This window comes from Micromonospora chalcea, assembly GCF_028768405.1.
In the GTDB taxonomy this organism is placed as follows: domain Bacteria; phylum Actinomycetota; class Actinomycetes; order Mycobacteriales; family Micromonosporaceae; genus Micromonospora; species Micromonospora chalcea.
On the sequence record NZ_CP118233.1, the window covers coordinates 3,998,207 to 4,020,684 of the forward strand.

Genomic DNA, 22,478 nt, shown 5'->3' on the forward strand with positions numbered 1-22,478 from the left:
TACCTTGTCTCGTCGTCGGTCTGGGGTCGCGCGCCGAGGTGACCGGGAATACCCAGCCGGACCAGCGCGCACGAACGACCAAGCGTACCTGATGCGGCACGCCTAAGAATGTCGTACAACAGCAGGCAACGATACCCGGCCGCCCGGCGGCAGGTCAAAACGGGGTAGTACCCCGCGTGGCCTGCGCGTTCGCCATGGCGCAGCTCACACGCCGACCAGCGTACGCGGCCCGGGACGCAGGTAGACCACCCAGGTCACCAGGAAGCAGAGCGCGTACCAGGCGATGAATGCCAGGTAGGCGGCGTCAGCCGTGCCGGAGGTCAGGAACGACTGCCGGAACGCCACGTTCACCAGCACCCCGCCCGAGGCTCCGACCGCCCCGGCGATGCCGATCACCGCCCCGGACAGGCGCCGGGCCCGCCGCTGCGCCGCCTCCGGGTCGCCGGTCAGCTCGCTCTCCGCGACGGCCCGGGCCCGGAAGATCGCCGGGATCATCTTGTACGTCGAGCCGTTGCCGATGCCGGAGAAGACGAACAGCGCCAGGAACCCGGCCAGGTAGAGCGGGAACGAGCGCTCCCGGGCCGCGTACAGCACCAGCCCGGCGCCGGCGGCCATCGCCACGAAGTTCCAGAACGTGACCCGGGCCCCGCCCAGCCGGTCGGCGAGCTGGCCGCCCACCGGCCGGATGAGCGACCCGATCAGCGGCCCGAGAAAGGTCAGCCAGGCGGCGTCGACGGGCGTCGGGAACCGCTCGTGGAACTGGAGTTGGAGCACCTGGCCGAAGGCGAACCCGAAGCCGATGAACGAGCCGAACGTGCCCACGTAGAGCAGCGACATCACCCAGGTGTGCGGATCGCGGGCCGCCGCGCGCAGCGCGCCCGGCTCGTTACGCGCCCCCGGAACGTTGTCCAGCCAGCGGGCCGCGGCCAGCGCGGCCAGCACGATCAGCGGCAGGTAGACCGCCGGCACCAGCCGGGGGTACGCGGCGCCGGCCGTCGCCAGCACCGCCAGCCCGACCAGTTGCACGGCAGGTACGCCCAGGTTGCCGCCACCGGCGTTGAGCCCCAGCGCCCGGCCCTTGAGCCGCTCCGGGAAGAACAGGTTGATGTTCGCCATCGAGGAGGCGAAGTTGCCCCCGCCTACGCCGGACAGGCAGGCCAGCACCATCAACGTGGCGTACGACACCCCGGGCTCGATCAGCACCGCCATCGGCACCGCCGGCACGAGCAGCAGCAACGCGCTCACGATGGTCCAGTTCCGGCCGCCGAAGCGGGCCACCGCCAGCGTGTACGGCAGCCGCAGCACCGCCCCCAGCGCGGCCGGTACGGCGGTGAGCAGGAACTTCCCGGCCGGGTCGATGCCGTACTCGGGACCCAGGAACAACACGGTCACCGACCAGAGGCTCCACACGGAGAAGCCGACGTGCTCGGCGAAGATCGAGACGTACAGGTTGCGCCGGGCGACCCGGGCGCCCCCGGCGGCCCAGAACGCCGGGTCCTCCGGCCGCCATTCGGTGAGCCGTCCGGCGGTGCGGGCCGACGGCCGGGTCGGTGCGGAAACGAGCGTGCTCACGGCGACTCCTCCTCGTCGATGACGAGGGGACGCTCTCAGCCGGTGGTTTCCCCGGCGTACCCCGCGCGCGTCGGCTCGGCAACGGAGATCGCACGTCCGCCGGAGGGCGCCGGTGAGGCGGTCACAGCTCCTGGAGGATCCGCAGGGCCCGGCCGACCCGCTGCATGGTCTCGGTGTCGGCCACGTCCACGCACTCGGCGAACCACTTCTTCATCGGTGCGGAGATCCGGTCGGGCATCACCACGTACGGGCCCATCGGCACGGCCAGCGGCGAGTCGCGCAGCAGCGACTCCTCGACCACCTCGGCCACGATCACGATGGGTACCGCAGTGGCGTTGTAGACGTCGGAGCTGATCACCAGACCGAACCGTTCCCGGGCGCCGGAGATGCGCCAGACCTCGCCCCTACGCAGCACGCGGACGCCCGCCGAACAGGGCGTCGTCGACGAGCGCGGCCTCCTGGGCGTCGGCCAGGGCGGCGGCTTCCAGGTCCAGGCCGGCACGGCCGACCGCGTCGGCGTGCGCGGTGAAGACCTCGCGCAGCGCCTTCTCCCGGGCGGCCTGGTCCATCCAGGCGGAGAGGGAGAGCCCTTCCCGCTTGGCGAACCGGCGCGCCTCCTCGATCGTCTCGTCGGAGAACGACAGTGTCACCTTGGCGGTCATGCCGGGAAGACTACCCAGCGGTATGACCAGCAGTCATCCTCGTTCCCGCCGGACGAGGAATCGGACACCAGCAGGTGAAACAAGTGAAGCTGGTTGCGGATATTGCACTTGGACGCGACCATGGAGGAGGTCCGAACGGACGCGAGCCACATCTGCCACAGGGAGCCGCGATGAGCCTCAGCACCGGCATGGCCGCCTCGGTCATGCCCACCGAGGGAGCGGAGCGCCGGAAGGCGGCCGCCATGGAGGAGTTCCTCGTACGGCATCCCCTCGCTGCGGGCGAAGGCGTGGCCCGACTCGTCTCGGCGGACGGCGAAGAGGTCGAGGTTCCCGCCCAGATGTTCGACGTCCTCCATCAGATCTCGGCGATGCTCGCCCGCGGCGACGGCGTCGCGATCAGCGCCATCTCCCGCGAACTGACGACGACCGAGGCGGCGAGGCTGCTGGGCATGTCCCGCCCCACACTCGTCCGTCTCCTGGAGAACGGATCGATCGCCTCCCACCGGGTCGGCAGCCACCGGCGCCTCTTCCTCCGCGACGTCCTCGCATTCCGGCAACGACAAATGGAAGAGCGACGGAAGTCGTACGAGGCCCTGATGTGGGAGTCCGACGCGCTGGGTTTCACCGACGACGTGTAGTTCCGGGCCCGGCCAGTGGGCGCTGGGTAGGGTGTCCACTGTGATCCCCAGCGCCCCACTGGTGTTCCTGGACGCGAACATTCTCTATTCCAGGACCCTTCGCGACTGGATCAGTCTTCTCGCGCTCGAAGGCGACTGCGCCGTCTTCGATCTGCGGTACAGCGAGGACGTTCTGGCGGAATGGATGTATCGCCTGCGCCGTAAGCGGCCCGAGCATTCCGAGCAGGCGATCGGCGGCCAGCGACGCCGCTTCGTCCAGGCGTTCCCGTACGGCCTCGTCACCGGCTATTCGCCGAACGACGTCCCGTGCCCGCCGGACCCGGACGACCGGCACGTGCTGGCCGCCGCCGTGCACAGCCGCGCCGACATCCTGGTGACCGACGACCGGCGCGCCTTTCCGCCGGAATGCGTACGGGAATCGCTGTCGGTCCGCACCGGCGACGAGTTCCTCAACTGGGTGGCCGACCGTTCGATGCCTCTGGTCATGAGGACGTTGGCGCGGCAGATCGACTACTACCGGCGCAGCCTGGTCGCCGAGGACAAGGACGCGGTCGAACTGATCACCCATCTACGGAAGGCCGGCGCGCCCCGTTTCGCCGATCGGCTCGAGAATCACCTCGCCGAACCGTCCGGCCGCTGACCGCCGAAGACTGCGAAACGCCATTCCTTGAAGAAGCAGTCCACGTCCACCAGACCCGCCTCGGTCAGCCACCGGCACTGGTCTGCCACCGTGGCCGGCCGGTCGTGCCGCATCCGCTGCCGGGCGCCGGCGATCTCCTCGGCGTCCGAGCCCAGCTCGGTGATCCGCGCCGTCCACACCTCGTCGTAGCGGCGGTCCAGCGCCGGCGTCGGCCCGGCCACCTGCTCGGCGTTGACGAACACGCCGCCCGGCGCCAGCGCGCCCGCGGCCCGCTTGTACAGCGCCCGTTTGCCCTCGTCGTCGAGGTGGTGGATGGCCAGCGCGGAGACCACCGCGTCGTACCGGCCGGCGGGCAGCGGGTCGGCCAGGTCGGCGTGCACAGTGCGGTGCGCCACGCCGCGTTCTGTCAGGTGTCCGGCGGCCACCGCGAGCATGCCGGGGGCGCCGTCCACGAGCGTCAGGCGGACGCCGGGCACGGCCGCGGTCAGCAGCAGGGACAGCAGGCCGGTGCCCGCGCCCAGGTCCAGCACCTCGGGGGTACGCCCGGCGGCGAGCGCGGCACGCAGCGGCGGCGCGGCCACCTCGACGGCGGTGCCGTAGAAGGCGTCGAAGCAGGGCACCAGGCGGCGTCGGGCCTGGTCGTAGCTGCCGGCCACCGCGTCGAACGCGTCCGCCACGCCCATCAGAGCCTCCCGTTATTTGAGACAATTTTCCCACATTGTAAACCCCGCCGGGGACGACGTCACCTACGTGCGGTGTGAAGCGCTCGTGACAGGACCGAAACAGAGCAGACCCGGACCGGAAACCGCCCGACGGCACGCTTTTCCGACATGACAGACGGTGCACGCACGGCGACGCGAACGGGTTCAGGCCCCGCGCAGGCCGCCACGCACTGCCCGTACTGCGCCCTGCAGTGCGGCATGGTGCTGCGCGCCACCGGCGACGGCGTCGAGGTCGGCGCCCGGGACTTCCCGACCAACCGGGGCGGGCTGTGCCAGAAGGGCTGGACCGCTGCCGACCTGCTCGACCACCCGGACCGGCTCACCACCCCGCTGCTGCGCGACCGGCCCGGCGGCGAGCTGCGCCCGGCGACCTGGGACGAGGCGCTCGACCGGATCGCCGCCGGGGTGCGGGACGTGCAGCAGCGCCACGGGCCGCACGCGGTAGCGGTCTTCGGCGGTGGCGGCCTCACCAACGAGAAGGCGTACGCGCTGGGCCGCTTCGCCCGGGTGACGCTGCGGACCCGGCACATCGACTACAACGGACGCTGGTGCATGTCCTCGGCCGCGGCGGCCGGCAACCGGGCGTTCGGGATCGACAGGGGGTTGCCGTTCCCGCTGGCGGACCTCGGCCGCGCGGACACGCTGCTGCTGGTCGGCGCGAACCCGGCCGAGACCATGCCGCCGCTGATGCGGCACGTCACCGACCTGCGGGAACGCGGCGGCCGGCTGATCGTGGTCGACCCGCGCGCCACCGCTACCGCCCGCCAGGCCGACCTGCACCTGCAACCGCTGCCCGGCACCGACCTCGCGGTGGCGAACGCGCTGCTGCACATCGCGCTCACCGAGGGCTGGCTGGACCGGGCGTACGTGGCGGAGCGGACCACCGGCTTCGACGAGGTCCGGCGGACGGTGGCCGGCTACTGGCCGGCGGAGGTGGAGCGGCTCTCCGGCGTGCCGGTGGCCGACCTGTACGCGACCGCCCGCGCGCTGGCCACAGTGGACCGGGCGATCATTCTCACCGCGCGGGGCGCCGAGCAACACGCCAAGGGCGTGGACACGGTCACCGCCCTCATCAACCTGGCGCTCGCCCTGGGCCTGCCCGGCCGCCCCGGTTCCGGCTACGGCTGCCTGACCGGGCAGGGCAACGGGCAGGGCGGCCGGGAACACGGGCAGAAGGCCGATCAGCTCCCCGGCTACCGGCGTATCGACGATCCGGCGGCCCGCGCGCACGTCGCCGGGGTGTGGGGCGTCGAACCGGACTCGCTACCCGGGCCGGGGGTGCCCGCGTACCAGCTCCTGGACGCGCTGGGCACGCCGTCGGGCGCGCGGGCGCTGCTGGTGTTCGGCTCCAATCCGGTCGTGTCCGCGCCCCGCGCCGCGCGGGTCGAGTCCCGGCTGCGCGCCCTGGACCTGCTCGTGGTGGCGGACTTCGTCCGCTCCGAGACGGCCGAGCTGGCCGACGTGGTGCTGCCGGTCGCCCAGTGGGCCGAGGAGGACGGCACGATGACCAATCTGGAGGGCCGGGTGCTGCGCCGCCGGGCGCTGCGTGAGCCACCGGCCGGGGTCCGTACCGAGCTGGAGATCCTCGCCGCGCTCGCCGGGCGGCTGACCGACGGCGCGCCACTGCCGAGCGACCCGCGCGAGGTGTTCGCGGAGCTGGGCCGGGCCTCGGCCGGCGGTCCGGCCGACTACGCCGGGATCACCTGGGACCGGATCGACGCCGACACAGGCGTGTTCTGGCCCTGCCCGGACCGGGACGGCCCGGACACGCCCCGGCTGTTCGCCGACCGCTTCCCCACCCCGGACGGCCGGGCCCGGTTCCACGCCGTGACCCACCGGCCGGCCGCCGAGTCGGTGTGCGCCGACTATCCGCTGCACTTCACCACCGGCCGGGTGCTCGCGCAGTACCAGTCCGGCGCGCAGACCCGGCGGGTCGCCGCGTTGCGCCGGGCCGCGCCGGGCGGCTTCGTCGAGCTGCACCCGGACCTGGCGGCACGGCTCGGCGTGACCGAGGGAGCGCCGGTACGTGTGGTCTCCCGCCGGGGTGAGCTACGGGCTCCGGCCCGGCTCAGCACCGCGATCCGGCCGGACACCGTCTTCGCCCCGTTCCACTGGCCCGGCGCGCAACGCGCCAACTCGGTCACCAACGACGCGCTCGACCCGGTCTCCGGGATGCCCGAGTTCAAGATCTGCGCGGTCCGGGTGGAGCCGGCATGAACGAGCGCATCGTCGTCGTCGGCCACGGCATGGCCGGCGCCCGGCTCGCCGCCGAGCTGCACGCACGCGGCGGGGACCACTCGATCACCGTGCTCGGGGCGGAGCCGCACCGCGCGTACAACCGGATCATGCTCTCCACGCTGCTCGCCGGACGCATCGGTGAGCCGGACGTGGAGCTGGTCGAAGCGGTGGGGCCGGGCGTCGAGGTGCACACCGGCGCGGCGGTCACCGTCGTGGACCGCGCCGCCGGCGAGGTGGTCACCGACGACGGCGAGCGACACGGGTACGACCACCTGGTGCTCGCCACCGGCAGCCGGGCCGTGGTGCCGCCGCTGCCGGGCCTCGCGCCGATGCCCGAGCGGGTCGTCCCGTTCCGCACGCTCGGCGACTGCCGGCGGATCCTCGCCGCCGCCGAGGGCGCGCGCCGCGTCGTCGTGCTCGGCGGCGGGCTGCTGGGCCTGGAGGCGGCCCGCGGGCTGGCCGCGCGGGGTCTCGACGTGACAGTGGTCCACCCGGTCGGGCACCTGATGGAACGTCAGCTCGACCCACCGGCCGGCGCGGTCCTCGCGGGCACGCTCGCCGGCCTGGGCGTCCGGTCCCGGCTCGGCGCGGCGGCCACCGCCGTGACCGCCGACGCCGACGGCGTCCGCCTGCACCTGGGCGACGCCGGGACGCTCGACGCCGACCTGCTGGTGCTCTGCTGCGGGGTACGCCCCGACACCGCGCTGGCCGCGGCGGCCGGACTCGCCGTCGAGCGGGGCGTGGTGGTGGACGACCGGATGCGGACCAGTGACCGGCGGATCTCGGCGATCGGCGACTGCGCGCAGCACGACGGCACGCTGACCGGGCTTGTCGCGCCGGCCTGGGCGCAGGCCCGGGTGGTGGCCGACGTGCTGACCGGCGCGGACCCGCTGGCCCGCTATCGGCCCCGCCCGGCGGTGACCCGGCTCAAGGCGGCCGGCATCGATCTGGCCGCGATGGGCGACGTGGCCGGGACCGGCGACCCGGGCGGGCCGGTCGAGGAGCTGACCTTCGCCGACCCGGCCCGGGGCACGTACGCCCGGCTGCGCATCCGGGACGAGCGGCTGACCGGCGCGATCCTGCTCGGCGACAACCCGGCGGTCGGCACTGTGGTGCAGCTGTTCGACAGGGGCGCGCCGGTGCCGGCGGACCGGCGTTCGCTGCTGCTCGGCCGGGCGTTCGGCGAGGCGCCGGCCGGGCCGGCCGCGTCCCCGGCGCTGATGCCGGACGCCGCGACCGTGTGCCGGTGCAACGACGTGAGCAAGGGCGCGCTGGTGGCGTGCTGGCGGGCGGGCGCCCGGACGGCGGCGGCGTTGTCCGCGTCGACCCGGGCCGGCACCGGCTGCGGCAGTTGCCGGGACGCGGTGGCCGGCATCGCCGCCTGGCTCGCCGAGGCCGACCCGCAGGCGACCGACGCGGTACGCGAGACGGTGAAGGTGGCGTCATGAGTGAGCTGATTGTCGTCGGGAACGGCATGGTCGGGCAGCGCTTCGTCGAGGCGCTGCGGGCCCGGGACACCGGCGGGCGGTGGCGGGTCACGGTGCTGGCCGAGGAGCGGCGTCCGGCGTACGACCGGGTGCGGCTCTCGGCCGTCTTCGACGGGGTGGACGCCGACGAGCTGACTGTGCACACCCCCGACGCCGGAGTGGACCTGCGCCTGGGCGAACCGGCCACCGGCGTCGACCGGGCACGGCGCGTGGTGACCACGGCGGCCGGCGAGTACCCGTACGACGCGCTGGTGCTCGCCACCGGCTCGTACGCGTTCGTGCCGCCGGTCGACGGCACCGATCTGCCAGGCGTCTTCGTCTACCGGACGCTGGACGACCTGACCGCGATCCGGGAGCACGCCCGGGGGCGGCGCACCGGCGTGGTGATCGGTGGCGGGCTGCTCGGGCTGGAGGCGGCGAACGCGCTGCGGCTGCTCGGGCTCACCACGAGCGTGGTCGAGTTCGCGCCCCGGCTGATGCCGGTGCAGGTGGACGAGGCGGGCGGGTCGATGCTGCGCCGCTACGTCGAGGAGCTGGGCGTCACGCCGTACCTCGGGGTGGCCACCACGGCGCTGCGTCCCGGGCCGGACGGCACGGTGGCCGCGCTCGACCTCGCAGACGGGCGCACGCTGGACGCGGAGCTGGTGGTGGTGGCCGCCGGGATCCGGCCGCGCGACGAGCTGGCCCGGGCTGCCGGACTGCCGCTCGGCCCGCGCGGCGGCGTGCTGGTGGACGCCTCCTGCCGCACCGCCGACGAGCGGATCTGGGCGGTCGGTGAGTGCGCCGCGGTGGACGGGGTCTGCCACGGGCTGGTCGCGCCCGGGTACGCCACCGCCGAGGTGGTCGCGGACCGGCTGCTCGGCGGCGCGGCCACGTTCCCCGGCGCGGACACCGCCACGAAGCTCAAGCTGCTCGGCGTGGACGTGGCCTCGTTCGGCGACGCGCACGGCGTCACCCCCGGCTGCCTGGACGTGACGTTCACCGATCCGGCCACCCGCGCGTACGCGAAGCTGGTCCTGTCCGACGACGCGCGGACGCTGCTGGGCGGCGTGCTGGTCGGGGACGCGAGCGCGTACCCGGCGTTGCGGGCCAGTGTCGGCGGGCCGCTGCCCGCTCCCCCGCTGGCGTTGCTGGCGCCGGCCGGCGGCGCGGGCGCCGGCGCGGGGGCGCTGCCGGCCGCCGCCCAGGTCTGCTCCTGCAACGCGGTGACCCGGGCCGACCTGGACGCGGCGATCGCCGGCGGGGCGACCGACGTGCCGGCGTTGAAGGCGTGCACCCGGGCCGGTACGAGCTGCGGCTCCTGCGTGCCGATGCTCAAGCAGCTGCTGGACGCCGCCGGGGTGCGCCAGTCCACCGCGTTGTGCGAGCACTTCGACCTGAGCCGGCAGGAGCTGTTCGACCTGATCCGGGTGCGGGGCATCCGCACGTTCTCCCGGCTCGTCGCCGAGCACGGGCGCGGGAGCGGCTGCGACATCTGCAAGCCGGTGGTGGCCTCCATCCTGGCCTCGCTCGGCGCCGGTCACGTGCTCGACGGCGAGGCGGCGTCACTGCAGGACACGAACGACCACTTCCTGGCCAACCTGCAACGCGACGGCAGCTACTCGGTGGTGCCCCGGATTCCCGGCGGGGAGATCACCCCGGAGAAGCTGATCGCGATCGGCGAGGTGGCCCGCGACTTCCAGCTCTACACGAAGATCACCGGCGGGCAGCGGATCGACCTGTTCGGCGCGCGGGTCGACCAGTTGCCGCAGATCTGGCGCCGGCTCGTCGACGCGGGCTTCGAGTCGGGCCACGCGTACGGCAAGGCGCTGCGTACCGTGAAGTCCTGCGTCGGCGACACCTGGTGCCGCTACGGCGTGCAGGACTCGGTCGGGCTCGCCGTCGCGCTGGAGCTGCGCTACCGGGGGCTGCGCGCGCCGCACAAGCTCAAGTCCGCGGTCTCCGGCTGCGCCCGCGAGTGCGCCGAGGCCCGGAGCAAGGACTTCGGCGTCATCGCCACCGAGGGCGGCTGGAACCTGTACGTCGGCGGCAACGGCGGCTTCCGGCCCCGGCACGCCGACCTGTTCGCCACCGACCTGAGCACCGCCGAGCTGGTCACGCTGATCGACAGGTTCCTCATGTACTACATCCGCACGGCCGACCGGTTGCAGCGCACCGCCGCCTGGATCGAGGCGATGGACGGCGGCCTGGACCACCTCCGGTCGGTGATCGTGGACGACTCGCTCGGCCTCTGCGCCGACCTGGACGCGGCGATGGCCCGGCACGTCACGAGCTACTCCGACGAGTGGCGCGACGTGCTGGACGACCCGGACCGGCTGCGCCGCTTCACCTCGTTCGTCAACGCGCCCGGCGTGCCCGACCCGTCCATCTCGTTCACCCGGGAGCGGGGCCAGCCGGTGCCGGCGCGGGACGCCGGGCACCGCCGCCAACCCGTAGCGCTCGGACTGCCGGAGGTACGCCGATGAGCCCCGTCGTCACGCTGGACTGGACGCCGGTCTGCCCGCTGGACCGGCTCGACCTCGACCGGGGCGTGGCCGCGCTCGTCGACGGCGTGCAGGTGGCGGTGTTCCGCACCGCGAACGGGCTGTACGCGGTGGACAACCTCGACCCGGTCGGCGGCGCGTACGTCATGTCCCGCGGTCTCGTGGGCAGCCGGGGCGGCGTGCCGACGCTCGCCTCGCCGCTGCACAAGCAGGTCTACGACCTCACCACCGGGCGGTGCCTGGACCTGCCCGGCGTGACGTTGACGCGGCACCGGGTGCGCTGCCGGGACGGCCAGGTCGAGGTGCGGTTACGGCAGGAGCAGTGATGCGCGACGAGCTGGCCGGCTTCACCATCGGGGTCACCGCGGACCGGCGGCGCGACGAACTGGCCGCGCTGCTCCAGCGGCGCGGGGCGCGGGTGGTGCTCGCCCCGGCGCTGCGGATCGTCCCGCTCGCCGACGACACCGACCTGCGTGAGGCCACCCGGGCCTGCCTGGAACATCCGCCGGACGTGCTGATGGCCAACACCGGCATCGGCATGCGGGGCTGGCTGGAGGCGGCCGAGGGCTGGGGGCTGGCCGAGCCGCTGCGCGCCACGCTCGCCCGCGCGTACGTGGTGTCCCGGGGCCCGAAGGCGACCGGGGCGATCCGCGCCGCCGGACTGCGCGAGCACTGGTCGCCGGGCTCGGAGAGCTGCGACGAGGTGGTGGAGCACCTGGTCGCGCGCGGCGTGGCCGGCCACGTGGTGGCGATGCAACTGCACGGTGAGCGGCAACCCGAGTGCACCGACGCGCTGGTGGCGGCCGGGGCCACGGTGATCGAGGTGCCGGTCTACCGGTGGGCGCCGCCGGCCGATCCGGCGCCGCTGCACCGGCTCATCGACCTGGTCGCCGGGCGGCTCGTCGACGCGGTCACGTTCACCTCGGCTCCGGCGGCCGAGGCCCTGCTGCGGGCGGCCGGGGACCGTACCGAGACGGTGCTGGAGGCGCTGCGCGGCGACGTGCTGGCCGGGTGCGTGGGCACCGTCACCGCCGAGCCGCTGGTCCGGCGTGGGGTGCCGGTGAGCGCGCCGAGCCGGGCCCGGTTGGGCGCGCTGGTCCGCACCATCGTCGAGGAGCTGCCCCGGCGCACGGTCTCGGTGAAGGCGGCCGGGCACGTGCTGACGCTGCGCGGCCACGCCGCGGTGGTGGACGGGGAACTGCGCCAGCTCGCGCCGGCCCCGATGGCCGTGCTGCGGGCGCTGGCCGCGTCACCCGGCAAGGTGCTCTCCCGCACCGCGCTGCTGCGTACGCTGCCGCGCGGCGCCGACGAGCACGCCGTGGAGATGGCCGTCGCCCGGCTGCGGGTCGGCCTGAAGGCGCCCCGCGTGGTGCAGACGGTCGTCAAGCGGGGGTACCGCCTGCGGGTCGACTGACCCGCAGGCGGTCAGCCCACCGAGGCCGGGTAGCCGTGCTCGGCCTGGAGGCGGAGCATCGCGTGCTCGACCACTGTCACCAGCACCTGCTTGACCGAGTCGCGCCGACGGGCGTCGCACAGGACCATCGGCACGTCCGGGGAGATGGCGAGCGCCTCCCGGATCTCCTCCATCTCGTAGTGCGGCGCGTCGTCGAAGCGGTTCAACGCCACGACGTACGGCAGCTTGCGGTTCTCGAAGTAGTCCAGCGGCGCGAACGCGTCGGTGATGCGCCGGGTGTCCACGAGCACCGCCGCGCCCACCGCGCCCCGGATGATCTCGTCCCACATGAACCAGAAACGGGTCTGGCCCGGGGTGCCGAACAGGTAGAGGATCAGGTCCTCGGCCATGGTGATACGGCCGAAGTCCATGGCGACCGTGGTGGTCTCCTTGCCCGGCACCTTCGACGGGTCGTCGATGCCCACGCCGGCCGCGGTCATCAGCGCCTCGGTGGTCAGCGGCTGGATCTCGGAGATCGCACCGACCAGCGTGGTCTTGCCCACGCCGAAGCCGCCCGCGACCACGATCTTCGCGGAGATGATCTCCCGGCCGCGGTTCACCCCGTCGGGGTCATAGTTCGCGAAGTCCACTTAGCACCCTTCCAAGCAGGTTCATCCGCGCCGCGAAACCCGTCGCGGGAGCGGCAGTGTGTAGCGTCAGCAGGCCCTCGGCCACCATGTCGGCGACCAGCACCCGGGTGACGCCCAGCGGCATCCGGGTGTAAGCGGCGATTTCCGCCAGCGACTGTGCCCGGCCTTCACAGACCGAGGAGATGCGGTACTTGTCGTGCCCGGCGAACCGCGCCTCGGCCGACTGCGTGGGCGTGCTGGACAGCACCGCCTCGAGCGCGATGTTCTGCAACGGCTCGGTGCGGCCCCGGGTGACCGCGTACGGTCGCACCAGCGCGCCACGCGGATCACGTCGCGGTTCCATCTCGCGATCACCTCCCCTCGTACGGAGCGCAGCGGCTCCGGCTCATGTCGGCGGGCCCGGTCAGGACCGGACGGCGTCCCTCGGCAGCGGGACCAGCGCCTGCCCGACCCGTTCCACGAGCAACGCCATCTCGTAGCCGACCTGGCCCACGTCGCAGCTGCGCGCCGCGAGCACGGCCATCGACGAGCCGTCGCTGATGGACATCAGGAACAGGTAGCCGCTGTCCATCTCGATCACGGTCTGCAGCACCCCGCCGGCGCTGAACATGCGCGCCGCGCCCTCGGTCAGGCTCACCACGCCGGAGGTGATCGCGGCAAGCTGGTCGGCCCGGTCCCCCGGCAGATCCCGGGAGGAGGCGAGCAGCAGCCCGTCCGCGGAGACCGCCACCACGTGGGCGATGCCCGCCACGCTGTCGGCGAAGTTGGTGAGAAGCCAACCCATGTCCTGCATGGCCGCCGGCCTGTTCATCGGTTCGTCTCCTTGGTCGAGGTGCTGTTCAGGTCGGCGCCGGCCGTACGGCCCCGCTGGACGCCACGGTGGTAGGCGGAGAGCAGCCCCCGGACCTCGTCCGGCGTGCGCCGGCTGCGGTCCCGGCCGCTCTTCGGCTCTATCCCACCAGGCACGAGCTGGGCCTGCGGCACCCGCTTGGGCAGGCCGGAACGGGTGGTGCCGCCGGTGGTGGGCTCCGCGGCCCGGCTGGCCCGCGTCCAGCCCTCGTCGGCCGCCGTACGCCAGGCGCTCGGGTCGATGGCGGGTGCGGGCTCGGCGGCGGGTGGCGGCGCCGGGGCGGCCGGTGGCGGCGCCGCGGCGGCCGTGGGCGGCGACGCGACGGCGGGCGACGACGGGGCGGCGTCCGCGGGTGACGCGGACGGCACGGCCGGTGCGTGGTACGCGGCCGGCGTGCTCAGCCCCGACGCCTGGGCGCCCGGGGTACGGGTGGGCAGGGGCGGGCGAGCCGACGCCGCGGGCGGCGGCACGGCCGGCTGGGCCGGCGCGGGCGGCTCGTCGAAGGTGGGCCGAGTGAAGATCGTGGTCTCGTCCTCTCCGTGCGAACGGAACCAGACCGCCTCCATCTCCCGGAATATCGGGGCCTCGGCCCGCTGCTCGGGACGGGCCACCACGGGCGTCGCCGGGGTGGTCTCCACCGCCGGCGCCGCGGCGAGCGGCTGGTAGGCCGGAGGTGCGACCGGCTGGGCGGCCTCGACGCCCGGCGACCGCTTGGGCAGCGGGTCCAGCGCCGGGTACGCCACCGTCGGCCCGCCGGCCGACCAGCCCGCCCCGGAGACCGGGGCCGGCGTTGCCGGAGGCGCCGGGACCGCCGGCAACGTGCCGGTCGCCCCGCCGAGCTGTACGGCGGGAGTGGTGTCCCGCGCCTCGGCGGGCGCCTGCCACCTGGCGGGCGGGGCGGTGGTCGCCCCGCGCCACCCGTCGGCGAGCGTCGCGGTGGCGGCGCCCCGGCCGGCGCCGGCAAGCGCGTCGGCGACGCCGACCTGGCTCAGCGGTGACTGCTCGACGGCCAGCGGCTGGCGCGGCCGGGTCAGCGGGGCCTGACCACGGTTGGCCGGCAGCACCACTGTCGAGTTCGGCAGCGTGACCTGGGCGACAGTGCCGCCCTCGACGTTGCGGCGCAGCTCGACCCGGATCCCGTACCGGGAGGCGAGCCGGCTCACCACGGCCAGACCCATCAGCCGGAACGCTGCCACGTCGACGGTCGGCGGCGCGGCCAGGCGCCGGTTGAGCGAGTCGAGCTGTTCGTCGCTGAGGCCGAGCCCCCGGTCCTCGATCTGGATCAGCACGTAGTCGCGGATCCGGCGGCCGTCGGCCACCACCGAGGTGTTCGGCGGCGAGAACCGGGTGGCGTTGTCGAGCAGCTCGGCGACCAGCCGGACGACGTCGTTGACGGCGTGGGCGGCCACCGAGATGTCGGTGTCGACGGTGCCGAACTCGATCCGGTTGTAGAGCTCCACCTCGGACTGCGCGGCGCGCAGCACGTCGACCAGGAGCGCGTCGTCGCGACGCGGCACCGCCGAGTCGGCGCCGGCGAGCACCAGCAGGTTCTCGTCGTTGCGGCGCATCCGGGTGGCCAGGTGGTCCAGCTCGAACAGCTGCGCGAGACGCTTCGGGTCCTCCTCGGACCGCTCGATCGCGTCCAGCTCGCCGATCATGCGGTCGACCAGGCTCTGCGAGCGGCGGGCCAGGTTGAGGAACATCGCCGAGACGCTCGTGCGCAGCGCGGCCTGCTCGGCCGCCACCCGCACCGCCTCCCGGTGGACCACGTTGAAGGCGACGGCCACCTGGCCGACCTCGTCGCGGTTGGTCAGCTTGATCGGGTCCCGGACCTGCTGGACGATCTCGTCCACGCCGCCGTCACCGATGGCGTTGACGTTCTGCAGCCGGCTCACCGCGTCCGGCAGGTCGTGGTTCGCCACCGCGAGCGCGCCCTCACGCAGCCGGCGCAGCGAGTCGTTCAGCGACCGGGCGAGCACCACGGCGAGCGTCACCGCGACGGCCAGCGTGATCAGCACCAGCAGGCCCTCCACGACCGCCTGCTGGATCACGTCGGCGCGTACCTCGTCTGCGTCGGCGAGCAGGTCGTCCAGGAGTTGGATCTCCGCCCACCGCATCAGCTCGTCGACCGCGCCGATGGCGTCGGACGCCTCCTGGCGGGTGACGAGCGCGGGACGCCCGACCGAGCGGGACAGGTCGGCGGCGACCCGGTCGGCGAGCTGGACCGCGTCACCGGACACGGTGCGGTCCACCAGGGCCCGCTGGGCCGGCGTCGCGGACCGGGAGAACGTGAGCAGCGCCTCCTGCTGACCGGTCAGGGTGGCCACGAAGGAGGAGAACTGCTCCTCGTCGATCCGGCCGGCGCCGAGCGCGGTGAAGGCGACCGCCTGCTCCTCGGCCACCTCGGCCTTGGCGTGGGCGAACGCGGCCACCGCGCGGCGGGCATCGGCCAGGCTCTCCGCGCCCGGCTGCTGGGCCAGCGCGTCGCTGTACGCGACCAGGTCGTCCAGGACGATGCCGTAGCGCAGGCTGGCCTCGGCCACCGGCATCTGCGACCGGTCCAGCACCTCCTGGCGCGTGCCGTTCAGCGTGGACAGGTGGGCGTCGATGACCTTGAGCTGGCTGCTCACAGCGCCCGGCACGTCGCCGAGGCGGCGCCGCTCCTCCTGGTACGCCGCGATCCGCTCGTCGGTCTGGCGCACCCGCAGGTTGTACGCGTCCGGCTTCTCGTCCGGCTTGGCCAGGAAGACCGCCGCGGCCATCCGCTCCTTGTGGAGGTCCTGGGTGAGCGCCGAGATGTCGACCGACACGGCCGTCAGCGACCGGACCCGGTCCGCCTCGTACGCGCCCTGACCCACCGAGACGAGTCGGATAGTTGCCAGTGCGATGACAGCCGCGACCGGAACGACCAGGATGAGGGCGAGTTTCGAGCGGATCCGCGCGTCGCGCAGCCTCGGCAGGCGCCGTCGCCGGTTCCGCTGTTCGGCGTTGGGGCTCCCGGGCAGGGTCGTAGGTCCGGTGCTCACGACATCGCCTCCGTCGTTTCTTCCACGCGCGACCCACTGACCCGTGCCTGGTGCAGCGGCCAGCGCCACGCGCGGCACGGCCGCGATTTCATCAGACGAGATCGTGTTTGGGAAGCCGCAGGGAGGCAGGAAACGGTCGGGGTCGGCGCAACCCGTGATCCGATCACCTAATACCTTCTTTTCTCCAACCCCCTGATCAGGGGATGTCACTCCAGAGTGGTCACACGCTTCTGTGCAGTAATTGTCAGTTAATGTTCCGTGTCCCCAGCATGTGGGATGGCTGTCCCGAAACAGCACTCGAGATCCCGGCTTGACCACAGGCCCCGGCATTGGCAAGGTTTTGCAGGCTTCGCGCACACCGTACGGCACACCAATCCCGTTCCTCCACTGAGGACGGACTAGCGGCGGTGATCGGGCGTCGGCCCGCGCCGCACCTGGAGGACTGAGTTGAGCCCCATCCGCTCCGCGAGCATCGCGGCGCTCGCATCGGCCGTGCTGGCCACCACGCTCACCGGCTGCGGGATCGGCGGGGAACCGCAGGACACCAGCCCCATCGTCATCGCCGCCGACCTGGAACTCTCCGGCGCGTCCGCGCCGGTCGGCAAGGTGTACCAGCGGGCGCTGGAACTGAAGGTCGAGCAGTTGAACTCGTCCGGCGCGCTGGGCGGCCGGAAGATCGATCTGCGGGTCAAGGACAACCGCTCCGACGCTGCGGAGTCCTTGCGGAACATCAATGATTTCAGCGGCGACTCACGGGTGAGCGCCGTCATCATGGGCGGCTGCAACGAATGCGCGGTGGGCGCGGCCCGCACCATCGGCGAGAAGCGCATTCCGACGATCGCACTGGCCTCCTCGAGCGCGGTCACCGAACCGGTGGGCGAACGGCGATATGTCTTCAGGCTCGCCCCGAACGCCGCCGACAGCGCCGCCGCGCTCGCCACCGAACTGGACCGGCGCGACATCCGCAAGGTCGCGCTGCTGCACAGCGCCGACGGTTACGGCCAGGAAGGGCTCACCGCGCTGCGCCGGGAACTGGAAAAGACCACGGTGCGGCTGGTCGGCAACGAATCGGTGCGGCTCACCGACACCGAGGTCGGCACGCAGGTCAACGAATTGATCGCCGCCAAGCCGCAGGCCCTGATCCTCTGGACCACGCCGGAGCAGGCGACGCTGGCCGCGACCACGGCCCGGCAGAGCAAGTTCCGCGGCTCGCTGTTCTTCGACGCCGCGGCCGCCGGCGACCTCTTCCTGGGCCCGTCGGCCCGCTCCACCGAAGAGGCCACGCTGATCTTCACGCAGACCATGGTGATCGACGACGTGATCGCCACCACACCGGCCAAGGCGGCGCGCCGGCAGTGGTTCCAGGAGTACACCGCCCGCTTCGGCGGCTACAACGGCTTCTCCTCGTTCGCGGCCGACGCGGTCCAACTGATCGTGGACGCCGAGCAGCGCGCCGGTGGCGAACCGGGCACTGTCGACCGGGACGCGCTGCGCGACGTGCTGGAGACCTCGCAGCTGGACGGGCTGTCCGGGCCGATCCGGATGACGCCGGACAACCACTCCGGGTTGATGCCGCAGGCGTTGACGACGCTGGTGGCGCGTGGTGGGCGTTGGCGGCTCGCTGGATAGTCGCTGTGGGGGGTGTCGCCCCCGGCACAACCGGCTCCGGGCGGTCAAGCTTGATCCCTGCGCCGGTTGCGCCGGGGGCGACACCTTCGTGGTCGGCTGCGACCCGTGGGTTGAGGTTTCCTTCTGGGTTCTCGGCCGACGTCGGGTTACCTGGTTGTGGTCAGCGGGCTGAGGTGGTGGCCTTCACCCAGGGCAGGGCCAGGCGCTCGACGAGGCTGAGGGCGGCGTAGAGCGCGATGCTCATCAGGGCCACCAGCACGATCGCCGCCCAGGCGGTGGCGGTGTCGCCGACGCCGTTGTACTGCAGGATCTGGTAGCCCAGACCGGGACGGTCCGAGTAGAACTCGCCGATCACCGCGCCGATCGCGGCCAGCGGCATGGCCACCTTGAGCCCGACGAAGATCTGCGGCAGGGCGGACGGGAAGCGCACCTTGCGGAACGACTGCCACCACGAGGCGTTCAGCGACCGGCTCAGCTCCGCCAGGTCCGCCGGCGTGGTGGTCAGGCCGGTGGCGGTGGAGAGCACGATCGGGAAGAAGCAGAGCAGGAACACCATGGTCAGAATGGGTTTCTGACCCCAGCCGACGGCCACCACCAGCAGCGGCCCGAACGCGATCTTCGGGACCGCGTTCACGGCCACCAGCAACGGCGCGAACATCCGCTCGACCCGGCGGGACGCGGCCAGCGCCATCCCGATCAGCACCCCGGCGGCCGACGAGAGCAGGAAGCCGAGCACCGTCATCCAGGTGGTGATGCCCAACGCGGGCAGCAGCACGTCGGTGGCGTTCGCGAGGGACTCCCCCACCGCCTGCGGCGGCGGCAGCGCGGCCGGGTGCACCAGGTTCAGCCCCGAGGTGACCAGCCACCAGCCGGCCACCGCGATCACCAGGCCGAGCGCCGGCAGCCCGACCGCGGCCGGACGCTCGGCGAACCCCCGCCGGGCCGCCGGGCGCGGCTGCGGCGCCTCCGGCCGGGCCTCGGTCAACTGTGTCAACGTGTCCTCCTCTCTGCGCCGGTCGGTGCGACCGGCACGGGAAGGGGGTGCGCCCCGCCGGGTGTCCGGCGAGTCGCACCCCCGTTGGCCCGAGCGGACCGGTCAGGCCTTCGGCGCGAGGTCGAAGTCGATGATCTGGTCCGGGGTGAGGTCCTGCTTGAGCGCGCCCGCGCCCTTCAGCAGGGCGATGCTCTTGGCCACCCGGCCGCTGTCCAGCGTGCCGATCGCGGTGCCGGAGTTGCTCGACCGGACGTACGCGGCCATCAGCTGAAGCTCGGCGGAGGCCGCGGCCGGGACGGCGGCCGGCACGTTCTTCTTCAGGATCTCGGCGGCCTCGTCCGGATTCGCCAGCGAGTACTCCAGGCCCTTGAGCAGCGCGGCGGTGAACTTCTTCACCATCTCCGGCTTCTCCTTGGCGAGCTTCGTGGAAGTGATCAGCGCGTTGCCGTAGAGGTCCTGCATCACGTTGCTGTACGGCAGGATGACCGGCTTCTTCTTGGTCACCGTCTCCACCGTCGGCTGGCCGACGACGAACTGGCCGATGCCGTCCACCGAGCCGGAGCCGAGCATCGGCATCAGGCTCTGCGCCTCACCGTTGACCCAGGTCACCTTGCTGCCGTCGATACCGGCGAGCCGCGCGTACGTGGGGAAGAGGTTGCGCACGACGGAGGAGGGGGTGTCCGCGAGCTTCTTGCCCTCGAGGTCCTTCGGGGTGGCGATGTTCTTGCCCTCGACCGTGACGATCGCGGCCATGGTGCGCTGCTGGATCGCGGCCACCGCCACGAAGTCCTTCGCCAGGCCGTTGCCGAGCTGGAGGATGCCACCGGTCAGGTCGATCGGGCCGAACTGGGCCTGCCCGCCGGTGATGGTCTGGATGACGGAGCCGGTGCCCTGGCCGGGCTTGATGTCGACGTCGAAACCGGCCTCCTTGAAGAAGCCCTTGTCCTTCGCCACCCAGGCGTAGGAGTCGCGGCCGAAGTTGCCGAACGAGGTGAGGTACGTCACCTTTTCCAGCGCGCCGCCGTTTCCGCCGCCGCTCTCGGACTTGTCCGAGTCGCTGCTGCAGCCGCCCACGAGGGCGAGGGCGGTAGCCAGAGCCGCGGCGGCGACCGTACGGGTCAGCCTTCTCATCAGTGCACCATGTCCTTTCCGACCAGGACTTTCTCGCCGGTCGGGTCGTGGGTCCGACGGGGCCGGCAGGAGGGGTTGGGCCGACTGGACCGTCGTGAGGGGACTCTTCGCGCGCAACAGCGTACGAGAAGGCGGATGGTGTGCCCCCTCCGTCCCGGTTGCGGAACGGAAACGAAGTTGCGTGACGGAAAGTGGACTGACGTCCACCCCGGACAGTGCTATAAGCACCGTCCGCTACGCTAGCCCGGCTCGCATTAGGGACGACGTGGAAGGGAGCCGGCGGGAGATGATCCGACTGTCCGGGGTGTCCCGCACCTTCGACGGCCGTTCGGGGCGGGTGGAGGCGCTGCGCGGCATCGACCTCGACGTCGCCGAGGGCGAGTTCGTCGCCGTACTCGGCCGGTCCGGCTGTGGCAAGTCCACGCTCCTGCGCATGATCGCCGGCCTGCTCCCGGTCAGCGGCGGCGAGATCACCGTGGCCGGTACGCCGATCACGAAGCCCCGCCGCGACGTGGCCATGCTGTTCCAGCGGCCGGCCCTGCTGCCCTGGCGCACGGTGCTGGACAACGTGCTGCTGCCGGTGGAGATCTTCGGCTGGCGCCGGGCCGAGCACCGCGACCGCGCCCGCCAGCTGCTGGAGATGGCCGGGCTGGGCGGCTTCGAGAAGCGGCTCCCGCACGAGCTGTCCGGTGGCATGCAGCAGCGCGTCTCGCTCTGCCGGTCGCTCATCGGCTCACCCCGGGTGATGCTCATGGACGAGCCGTTCTCCGCGCTCGACGCGCTCACCCGCGAGGAGCTCTCCGGCGAACTCCAGCGGGTGCACATGGAGACGAAGGCCACGATCGTCTTCGTCACCCACTCGATCGACGAGGCGGTGCTGCTCGCCGACCGGGTCGTCGTGCTCAGCCCGCGCCCCGGCCGGATCCGCGAGGTGGTCGAGGTGAACGTCCCCCGGCCCCGCACGCTCGGCCGGCACGAACACCTGGCCGACGTCGCGCGGATCAGCGCCGAGCTGCACGAACTGCTGATGGAGCGGGACGCCCCCGGCGTACCCGTGGGAGGACGGTGACCATGCGGGTCTCGGTCTTCACCGAACCCCACCGCGGAGCGGACTACGACGACCAGCTCCGGTTCGCCCGGCTGGTCGAGGAGACCGGCTTCGAGGGCTTCTTCCGGGCCGACCACTATCGGGCGATGGGGGACGAGCCGGCGCTGCCCGGCCCCACCGACGCCTGGCTGACGCTCGCCGCGCTGGCCCGGGAGACCTCCCGGATCCGGCTCGGCACGCTCGTCACGTCCGCCACGTTCCGGCTCCCCGGGCCGCTCGCCGTCATGGTCGCCCAGGTCGACCGGATGAGCGGCGGCCGGGTCGAGCTGGGCATCGGCGCCGGCTGGTACGAGCGCGAGCACACCGCGTTCGGCATCCCGTTCCCGCCGGTCAGCGAACGCTTCGACCGGCTCGCCGAGCAGCTGGAGATCGTCACCGGGCTGTGGCGCACCCCGGCCGACGAGACGTACAGCTTCACCGGCGAGCACTACCGCCTGGTCGACGCGCCGACGCTGCCCAAACCGGTTCAGCAGCCCGGCCCGCCGGTGATCGTCGGCGGCCGGGGACCGAAGCGCACGCCCGAGCTGGCCGCCCGCTACGCCGACGAGTTCAACATGCCGTTCAAGAGCGTGGCCGAGACCGCCACCGCGTACGACCGGGTCCGGGAGGCGTGCGACCGCACCGGCCGGGACGCCTCCGGCCGGGCCCCGCTGACACTCTCCGCCGGCATCGTCGTGGCGATCGGACGCACCGACGCCGAGGCGCAGCGCCGGGCCGCCCCGCTGCACGTCACGAGCGCGCTGCCGCCGGAGGACCCGGTGGTCGGCTCCCCCGCCCAGCTCGTGGACCGGATCGGCGAGTTCGCCGCGATCGGGGCCACCCGGGTGCACCTGCGCCTGATCGACTTCGACGACCTCGACCACGTGGAGCTCATCGCCGCCGAGGTGCTCCCCCGACTGGACGGACCACGATGACCGAACTCTCCGCCGACCTCGAACTCGGCCCGGTGGGCCAGGAGATCGTGTACGAGAACGACCGCGTACGGGTCTGGCACATCCGGCTGGAGCCGGGTGAGCGGCAGCCGCTGCACCGCCACGACCACCCGTACCTGGTGGTGGCGATCCAGGGCGCGAAGAACGTGGTGCAGACGATCGACGGCACCACCATCGACGCCGACGAGCCGACCGGCGGCGTCGTCTACCGGGATCCGGGCGCGGTGCACATGCTGACCAACGTCGGCGACACCACCTACCTCGCCCGCCTGGTCGAGCTGAAGTAGCCACGCCGGCAGGTTCGCCGCGCCGCGCGGCGGCAA

21 protein-coding genes are annotated in these 22,478 nt (G+C 72.9%); 11 read left to right on the forward strand and 10 right to left on the reverse strand.

Translation table 11 applies throughout. The features are described from left to right. Window positions 1–204: 204 nt before the first annotated feature. From PVK74_RS17460 to PVK74_RS17470, 3 genes are all read right to left on the reverse strand, one after another. Window positions 205–1,572 carry an MFS transporter gene (locus PVK74_RS17460; RefSeq protein ID WP_043328294.1) on the reverse strand — a complete coding sequence of 456 codons (1,368 nt, stop codon included), beginning with the start codon at window positions 1,570–1,572 and terminating at the stop codon, window positions 205–207. A 121-nt stretch (window positions 1,573–1,693) separates the two neighbouring features. After that, window positions 1,694–1,987 (reverse strand): type II toxin-antitoxin system PemK/MazF family toxin, encoded by a 294-nt coding sequence (locus tag PVK74_RS17465; RefSeq protein WP_043328292.1) that lies wholly within the window; start codon window positions 1,985–1,987, stop codon window positions 1,694–1,696. Further along, entirely contained in the window at window positions 1,977–2,234 is a 258-nt protein-coding gene (locus PVK74_RS17470; protein ID WP_030501570.1) for a DUF6364 family protein, read from the reverse strand. Before PVK74_RS17470 ends, PVK74_RS17465 begins: the two co-directional genes overlap by 11 nt. A 170-nt stretch (window positions 2,235–2,404) precedes the next feature. Between PVK74_RS17470 and PVK74_RS17475 the strand changes: the two genes are divergently transcribed. Together PVK74_RS17475 and PVK74_RS17480 are read left to right on the forward strand one after the other, a co-directional pair. Continuing rightward, complete coding sequence (locus tag PVK74_RS17475) at window positions 2,405–2,872, forward strand: helix-turn-helix domain-containing protein (RefSeq protein ID WP_043328291.1); 468 nt, start codon at window positions 2,405–2,407, stop codon at window positions 2,870–2,872. A 40-nt stretch (window positions 2,873–2,912) separates the two neighbouring features. Next, entirely contained in the window at window positions 2,913–3,512 is a 600-nt protein-coding gene (locus PVK74_RS17480) for a PIN domain-containing protein (protein ID WP_083296964.1), read from the forward strand. Here the strand turns inward: PVK74_RS17480 and PVK74_RS17485 are convergent. Further along, window positions 3,485–4,195 carry a class I SAM-dependent methyltransferase gene (locus PVK74_RS17485; protein ID WP_043328289.1) on the reverse strand — a complete coding sequence of 237 codons (711 nt, stop codon included), beginning with the start codon at window positions 4,193–4,195 and terminating at the stop codon, window positions 3,485–3,487. The two genes, PVK74_RS17480 and PVK74_RS17485, sit on opposite strands and share 28 nt — an antisense overlap. Window positions 4,196–4,342: 147 nt before the next feature. Here PVK74_RS17485 and PVK74_RS17490 point away from each other — a divergent pair, with 147 nt between their 5' ends. From PVK74_RS17490 to PVK74_RS17510, 5 genes are read left to right on the forward strand one after another with little or no spacing between them, the layout of a single operon-like run. Further along, window positions 4,343–6,451 (forward strand): molybdopterin oxidoreductase family protein, encoded by a 2,109-nt coding sequence (locus tag PVK74_RS17490; protein WP_274476802.1) that lies wholly within the window; start codon window positions 4,343–4,345, stop codon window positions 6,449–6,451. After that, the gene (locus tag PVK74_RS17495; RefSeq protein ID WP_274476803.1) at window positions 6,448–7,920 is read left to right on the forward strand and encodes an FAD-dependent oxidoreductase; all 1,473 of its coding nucleotides are present in this window, start codon (window positions 6,448–6,450) and stop codon (window positions 7,918–7,920) included. The genes PVK74_RS17490 and PVK74_RS17495 overlap by 4 nt, the downstream gene beginning before the upstream one ends. Continuing rightward, on the forward strand, window positions 7,917–10,424 hold the full coding sequence (nirB, locus tag PVK74_RS17500; RefSeq protein WP_274476804.1) for a nitrite reductase large subunit NirB: 2,508 nt from the start codon (window positions 7,917–7,919) through the stop codon (window positions 10,422–10,424). The genes PVK74_RS17495 and nirB overlap by 4 nt, the downstream gene beginning before the upstream one ends. After that, on the forward strand, window positions 10,421–10,768 hold the full coding sequence (nirD, locus tag PVK74_RS17505; protein WP_043328283.1) for a nitrite reductase small subunit NirD: 348 nt from the start codon (window positions 10,421–10,423) through the stop codon (window positions 10,766–10,768). Before nirB ends, nirD begins: the two co-directional genes overlap by 4 nt. After that, on the forward strand, window positions 10,768–11,856 hold the full coding sequence (locus PVK74_RS17510) for a uroporphyrinogen-III synthase (RefSeq protein ID WP_064446600.1): 1,089 nt from the start codon (window positions 10,768–10,770) through the stop codon (window positions 11,854–11,856). Before nirD ends, PVK74_RS17510 begins: the two co-directional genes overlap by 1 nt. 11 nt (window positions 11,857–11,867) lie before the next feature. Here the strand turns inward: PVK74_RS17510 and PVK74_RS17515 are convergent, their stop codons facing one another. From PVK74_RS17515 to PVK74_RS17530, 4 genes are read right to left on the reverse strand one after another with little or no spacing between them, the layout of a single operon-like run. Beyond that, window positions 11,868–12,485, reverse strand: coding sequence for a GTP-binding protein (locus PVK74_RS17515; RefSeq protein ID WP_030501577.1), 618 nt, complete (start codon window positions 12,483–12,485; stop codon window positions 11,868–11,870). Further along, window positions 12,466–12,828: a DUF742 domain-containing protein gene (locus PVK74_RS17520; protein WP_030501578.1), complete on the reverse strand. Its 363-nt coding sequence runs from the start codon at window positions 12,826–12,828 to the stop codon at window positions 12,466–12,468. Before PVK74_RS17520 ends, PVK74_RS17515 begins: the two co-directional genes overlap by 20 nt. A 60-nt stretch (window positions 12,829–12,888) precedes the next feature. After that, complete coding sequence (locus tag PVK74_RS17525; RefSeq protein WP_013288588.1) at window positions 12,889–13,296, reverse strand: roadblock/LC7 domain-containing protein; 408 nt, start codon at window positions 13,294–13,296, stop codon at window positions 12,889–12,891. After that, a complete protein-coding gene (locus PVK74_RS17530; protein WP_064446601.1) occupies window positions 13,293–16,361 on the reverse strand; it encodes a sensor histidine kinase in 3,069 nt (1,022 codons plus the stop codon). Before PVK74_RS17530 ends, PVK74_RS17525 begins: the two co-directional genes overlap by 4 nt. A 447-nt stretch (window positions 16,362–16,808) precedes the next feature. Between PVK74_RS17530 and PVK74_RS17535 the strand changes: the two genes are divergently transcribed. After that, a complete protein-coding gene (locus tag PVK74_RS17535) occupies window positions 16,809–17,990 on the forward strand; it encodes an ABC transporter substrate-binding protein (protein WP_043328278.1) in 1,182 nt (393 codons plus the stop codon). A 160-nt stretch (window positions 17,991–18,150) separates the two neighbouring features. On the opposite strand, the gene PVK74_RS17540 is transcribed toward PVK74_RS17535, so the two are convergent. Both PVK74_RS17540 and PVK74_RS17545 read right to left on the reverse strand, forming a co-directional pair. Further along, entirely contained in the window at window positions 18,151–18,984 is an 834-nt protein-coding gene (locus tag PVK74_RS17540; RefSeq protein WP_274476805.1) for an ABC transporter permease, read from the reverse strand. A 102-nt stretch (window positions 18,985–19,086) separates the two neighbouring features. Then, window positions 19,087–20,115, reverse strand: a complete 1,029-nt coding sequence (locus tag PVK74_RS17545) for an ABC transporter substrate-binding protein (RefSeq protein WP_043328275.1) — start codon at window positions 20,113–20,115, stop codon at window positions 19,087–19,089. A gap of 286 nt (window positions 20,116–20,401) precedes the next feature. Between PVK74_RS17545 and PVK74_RS17550 the strand changes: the two genes are divergently transcribed. Genes PVK74_RS17550 through PVK74_RS17560 form a run of 3 tightly spaced genes read left to right on the forward strand, consistent with a single transcriptional unit; the run spans window position 20,402 to window position 22,442 of the window. Beyond that, window positions 20,402–21,184 (forward strand): ABC transporter ATP-binding protein, encoded by a 783-nt coding sequence (locus PVK74_RS17550; protein ID WP_274476807.1) that lies wholly within the window; start codon window positions 20,402–20,404, stop codon window positions 21,182–21,184. 2 nt (window positions 21,185–21,186) lie between these two features. Then, window positions 21,187–22,137 (forward strand): LLM class F420-dependent oxidoreductase, encoded by a 951-nt coding sequence (locus PVK74_RS17555; RefSeq protein WP_113974776.1) that lies wholly within the window; start codon window positions 21,187–21,189, stop codon window positions 22,135–22,137. Beyond that, on the forward strand, window positions 22,134–22,442 hold the full coding sequence (locus PVK74_RS17560; RefSeq protein WP_013288595.1) for a cupin domain-containing protein: 309 nt from the start codon (window positions 22,134–22,136) through the stop codon (window positions 22,440–22,442). The genes PVK74_RS17555 and PVK74_RS17560 overlap by 4 nt, the downstream gene beginning before the upstream one ends. Window positions 22,443–22,478: the final 36 nt, after the last annotated feature.

What these genes read in the sequence shown, in the direction of transcription:
- PVK74_RS17470 (WP_030501570.1), bottom strand. Translation starts at nt 2,234, where the DNA reads ATGACCGCCAAGGTGACACTGTCGTTCTCCGACGAGACGATCGAGGAG.
- nirD (WP_043328283.1), top strand. Translation starts at nt 10,421, where the DNA reads ATGAGCCCCGTCGTCACGCTGGACTGGACGCCGGTCTGCCCGCTGGAC.
- PVK74_RS17520 (WP_030501578.1), bottom strand. Translation starts at nt 12,828, where the DNA reads ATGGAACCGCGACGTGATCCGCGTGGCGCGCTGGTGCGACCGTACGCG.
- PVK74_RS17550 (WP_274476807.1), top strand. Translation starts at nt 20,402, where the DNA reads ATGATCCGACTGTCCGGGGTGTCCCGCACCTTCGACGGCCGTTCGGGG.
- PVK74_RS17510 (WP_064446600.1), top strand. Translation starts at nt 10,768, where the DNA reads ATGCGCGACGAGCTGGCCGGCTTCACCATCGGGGTCACCGCGGACCGG.
- PVK74_RS17485 (WP_043328289.1), bottom strand. Translation starts at nt 4,195, where the DNA reads ATGGGCGTGGCGGACGCGTTCGACGCGGTGGCCGGCAGCTACGACCAG.
- PVK74_RS17560 (WP_013288595.1), top strand. Translation starts at nt 22,134, where the DNA reads ATGACCGAACTCTCCGCCGACCTCGAACTCGGCCCGGTGGGCCAGGAG.
- nirB (WP_274476804.1), top strand. Translation starts at nt 7,917, where the DNA reads ATGAGTGAGCTGATTGTCGTCGGGAACGGCATGGTCGGGCAGCGCTTC.
- PVK74_RS17475 (WP_043328291.1), top strand. Translation starts at nt 2,405, where the DNA reads ATGAGCCTCAGCACCGGCATGGCCGCCTCGGTCATGCCCACCGAGGGA.
- PVK74_RS17490 (WP_274476802.1), top strand. Translation starts at nt 4,343, where the DNA reads ATGACAGACGGTGCACGCACGGCGACGCGAACGGGTTCAGGCCCCGCG.
- PVK74_RS17525 (WP_013288588.1), bottom strand. Translation starts at nt 13,296, where the DNA reads ATGAACAGGCCGGCGGCCATGCAGGACATGGGTTGGCTTCTCACCAAC.
- PVK74_RS17495 (WP_274476803.1), top strand. Translation starts at nt 6,448, where the DNA reads ATGAACGAGCGCATCGTCGTCGTCGGCCACGGCATGGCCGGCGCCCGG.
- PVK74_RS17545 (WP_043328275.1), bottom strand. Translation starts at nt 20,115, where the DNA reads ATGAGAAGGCTGACCCGTACGGTCGCCGCCGCGGCTCTGGCTACCGCC.
- PVK74_RS17555 (WP_113974776.1), top strand. Translation starts at nt 21,187, where the DNA reads ATGCGGGTCTCGGTCTTCACCGAACCCCACCGCGGAGCGGACTACGAC.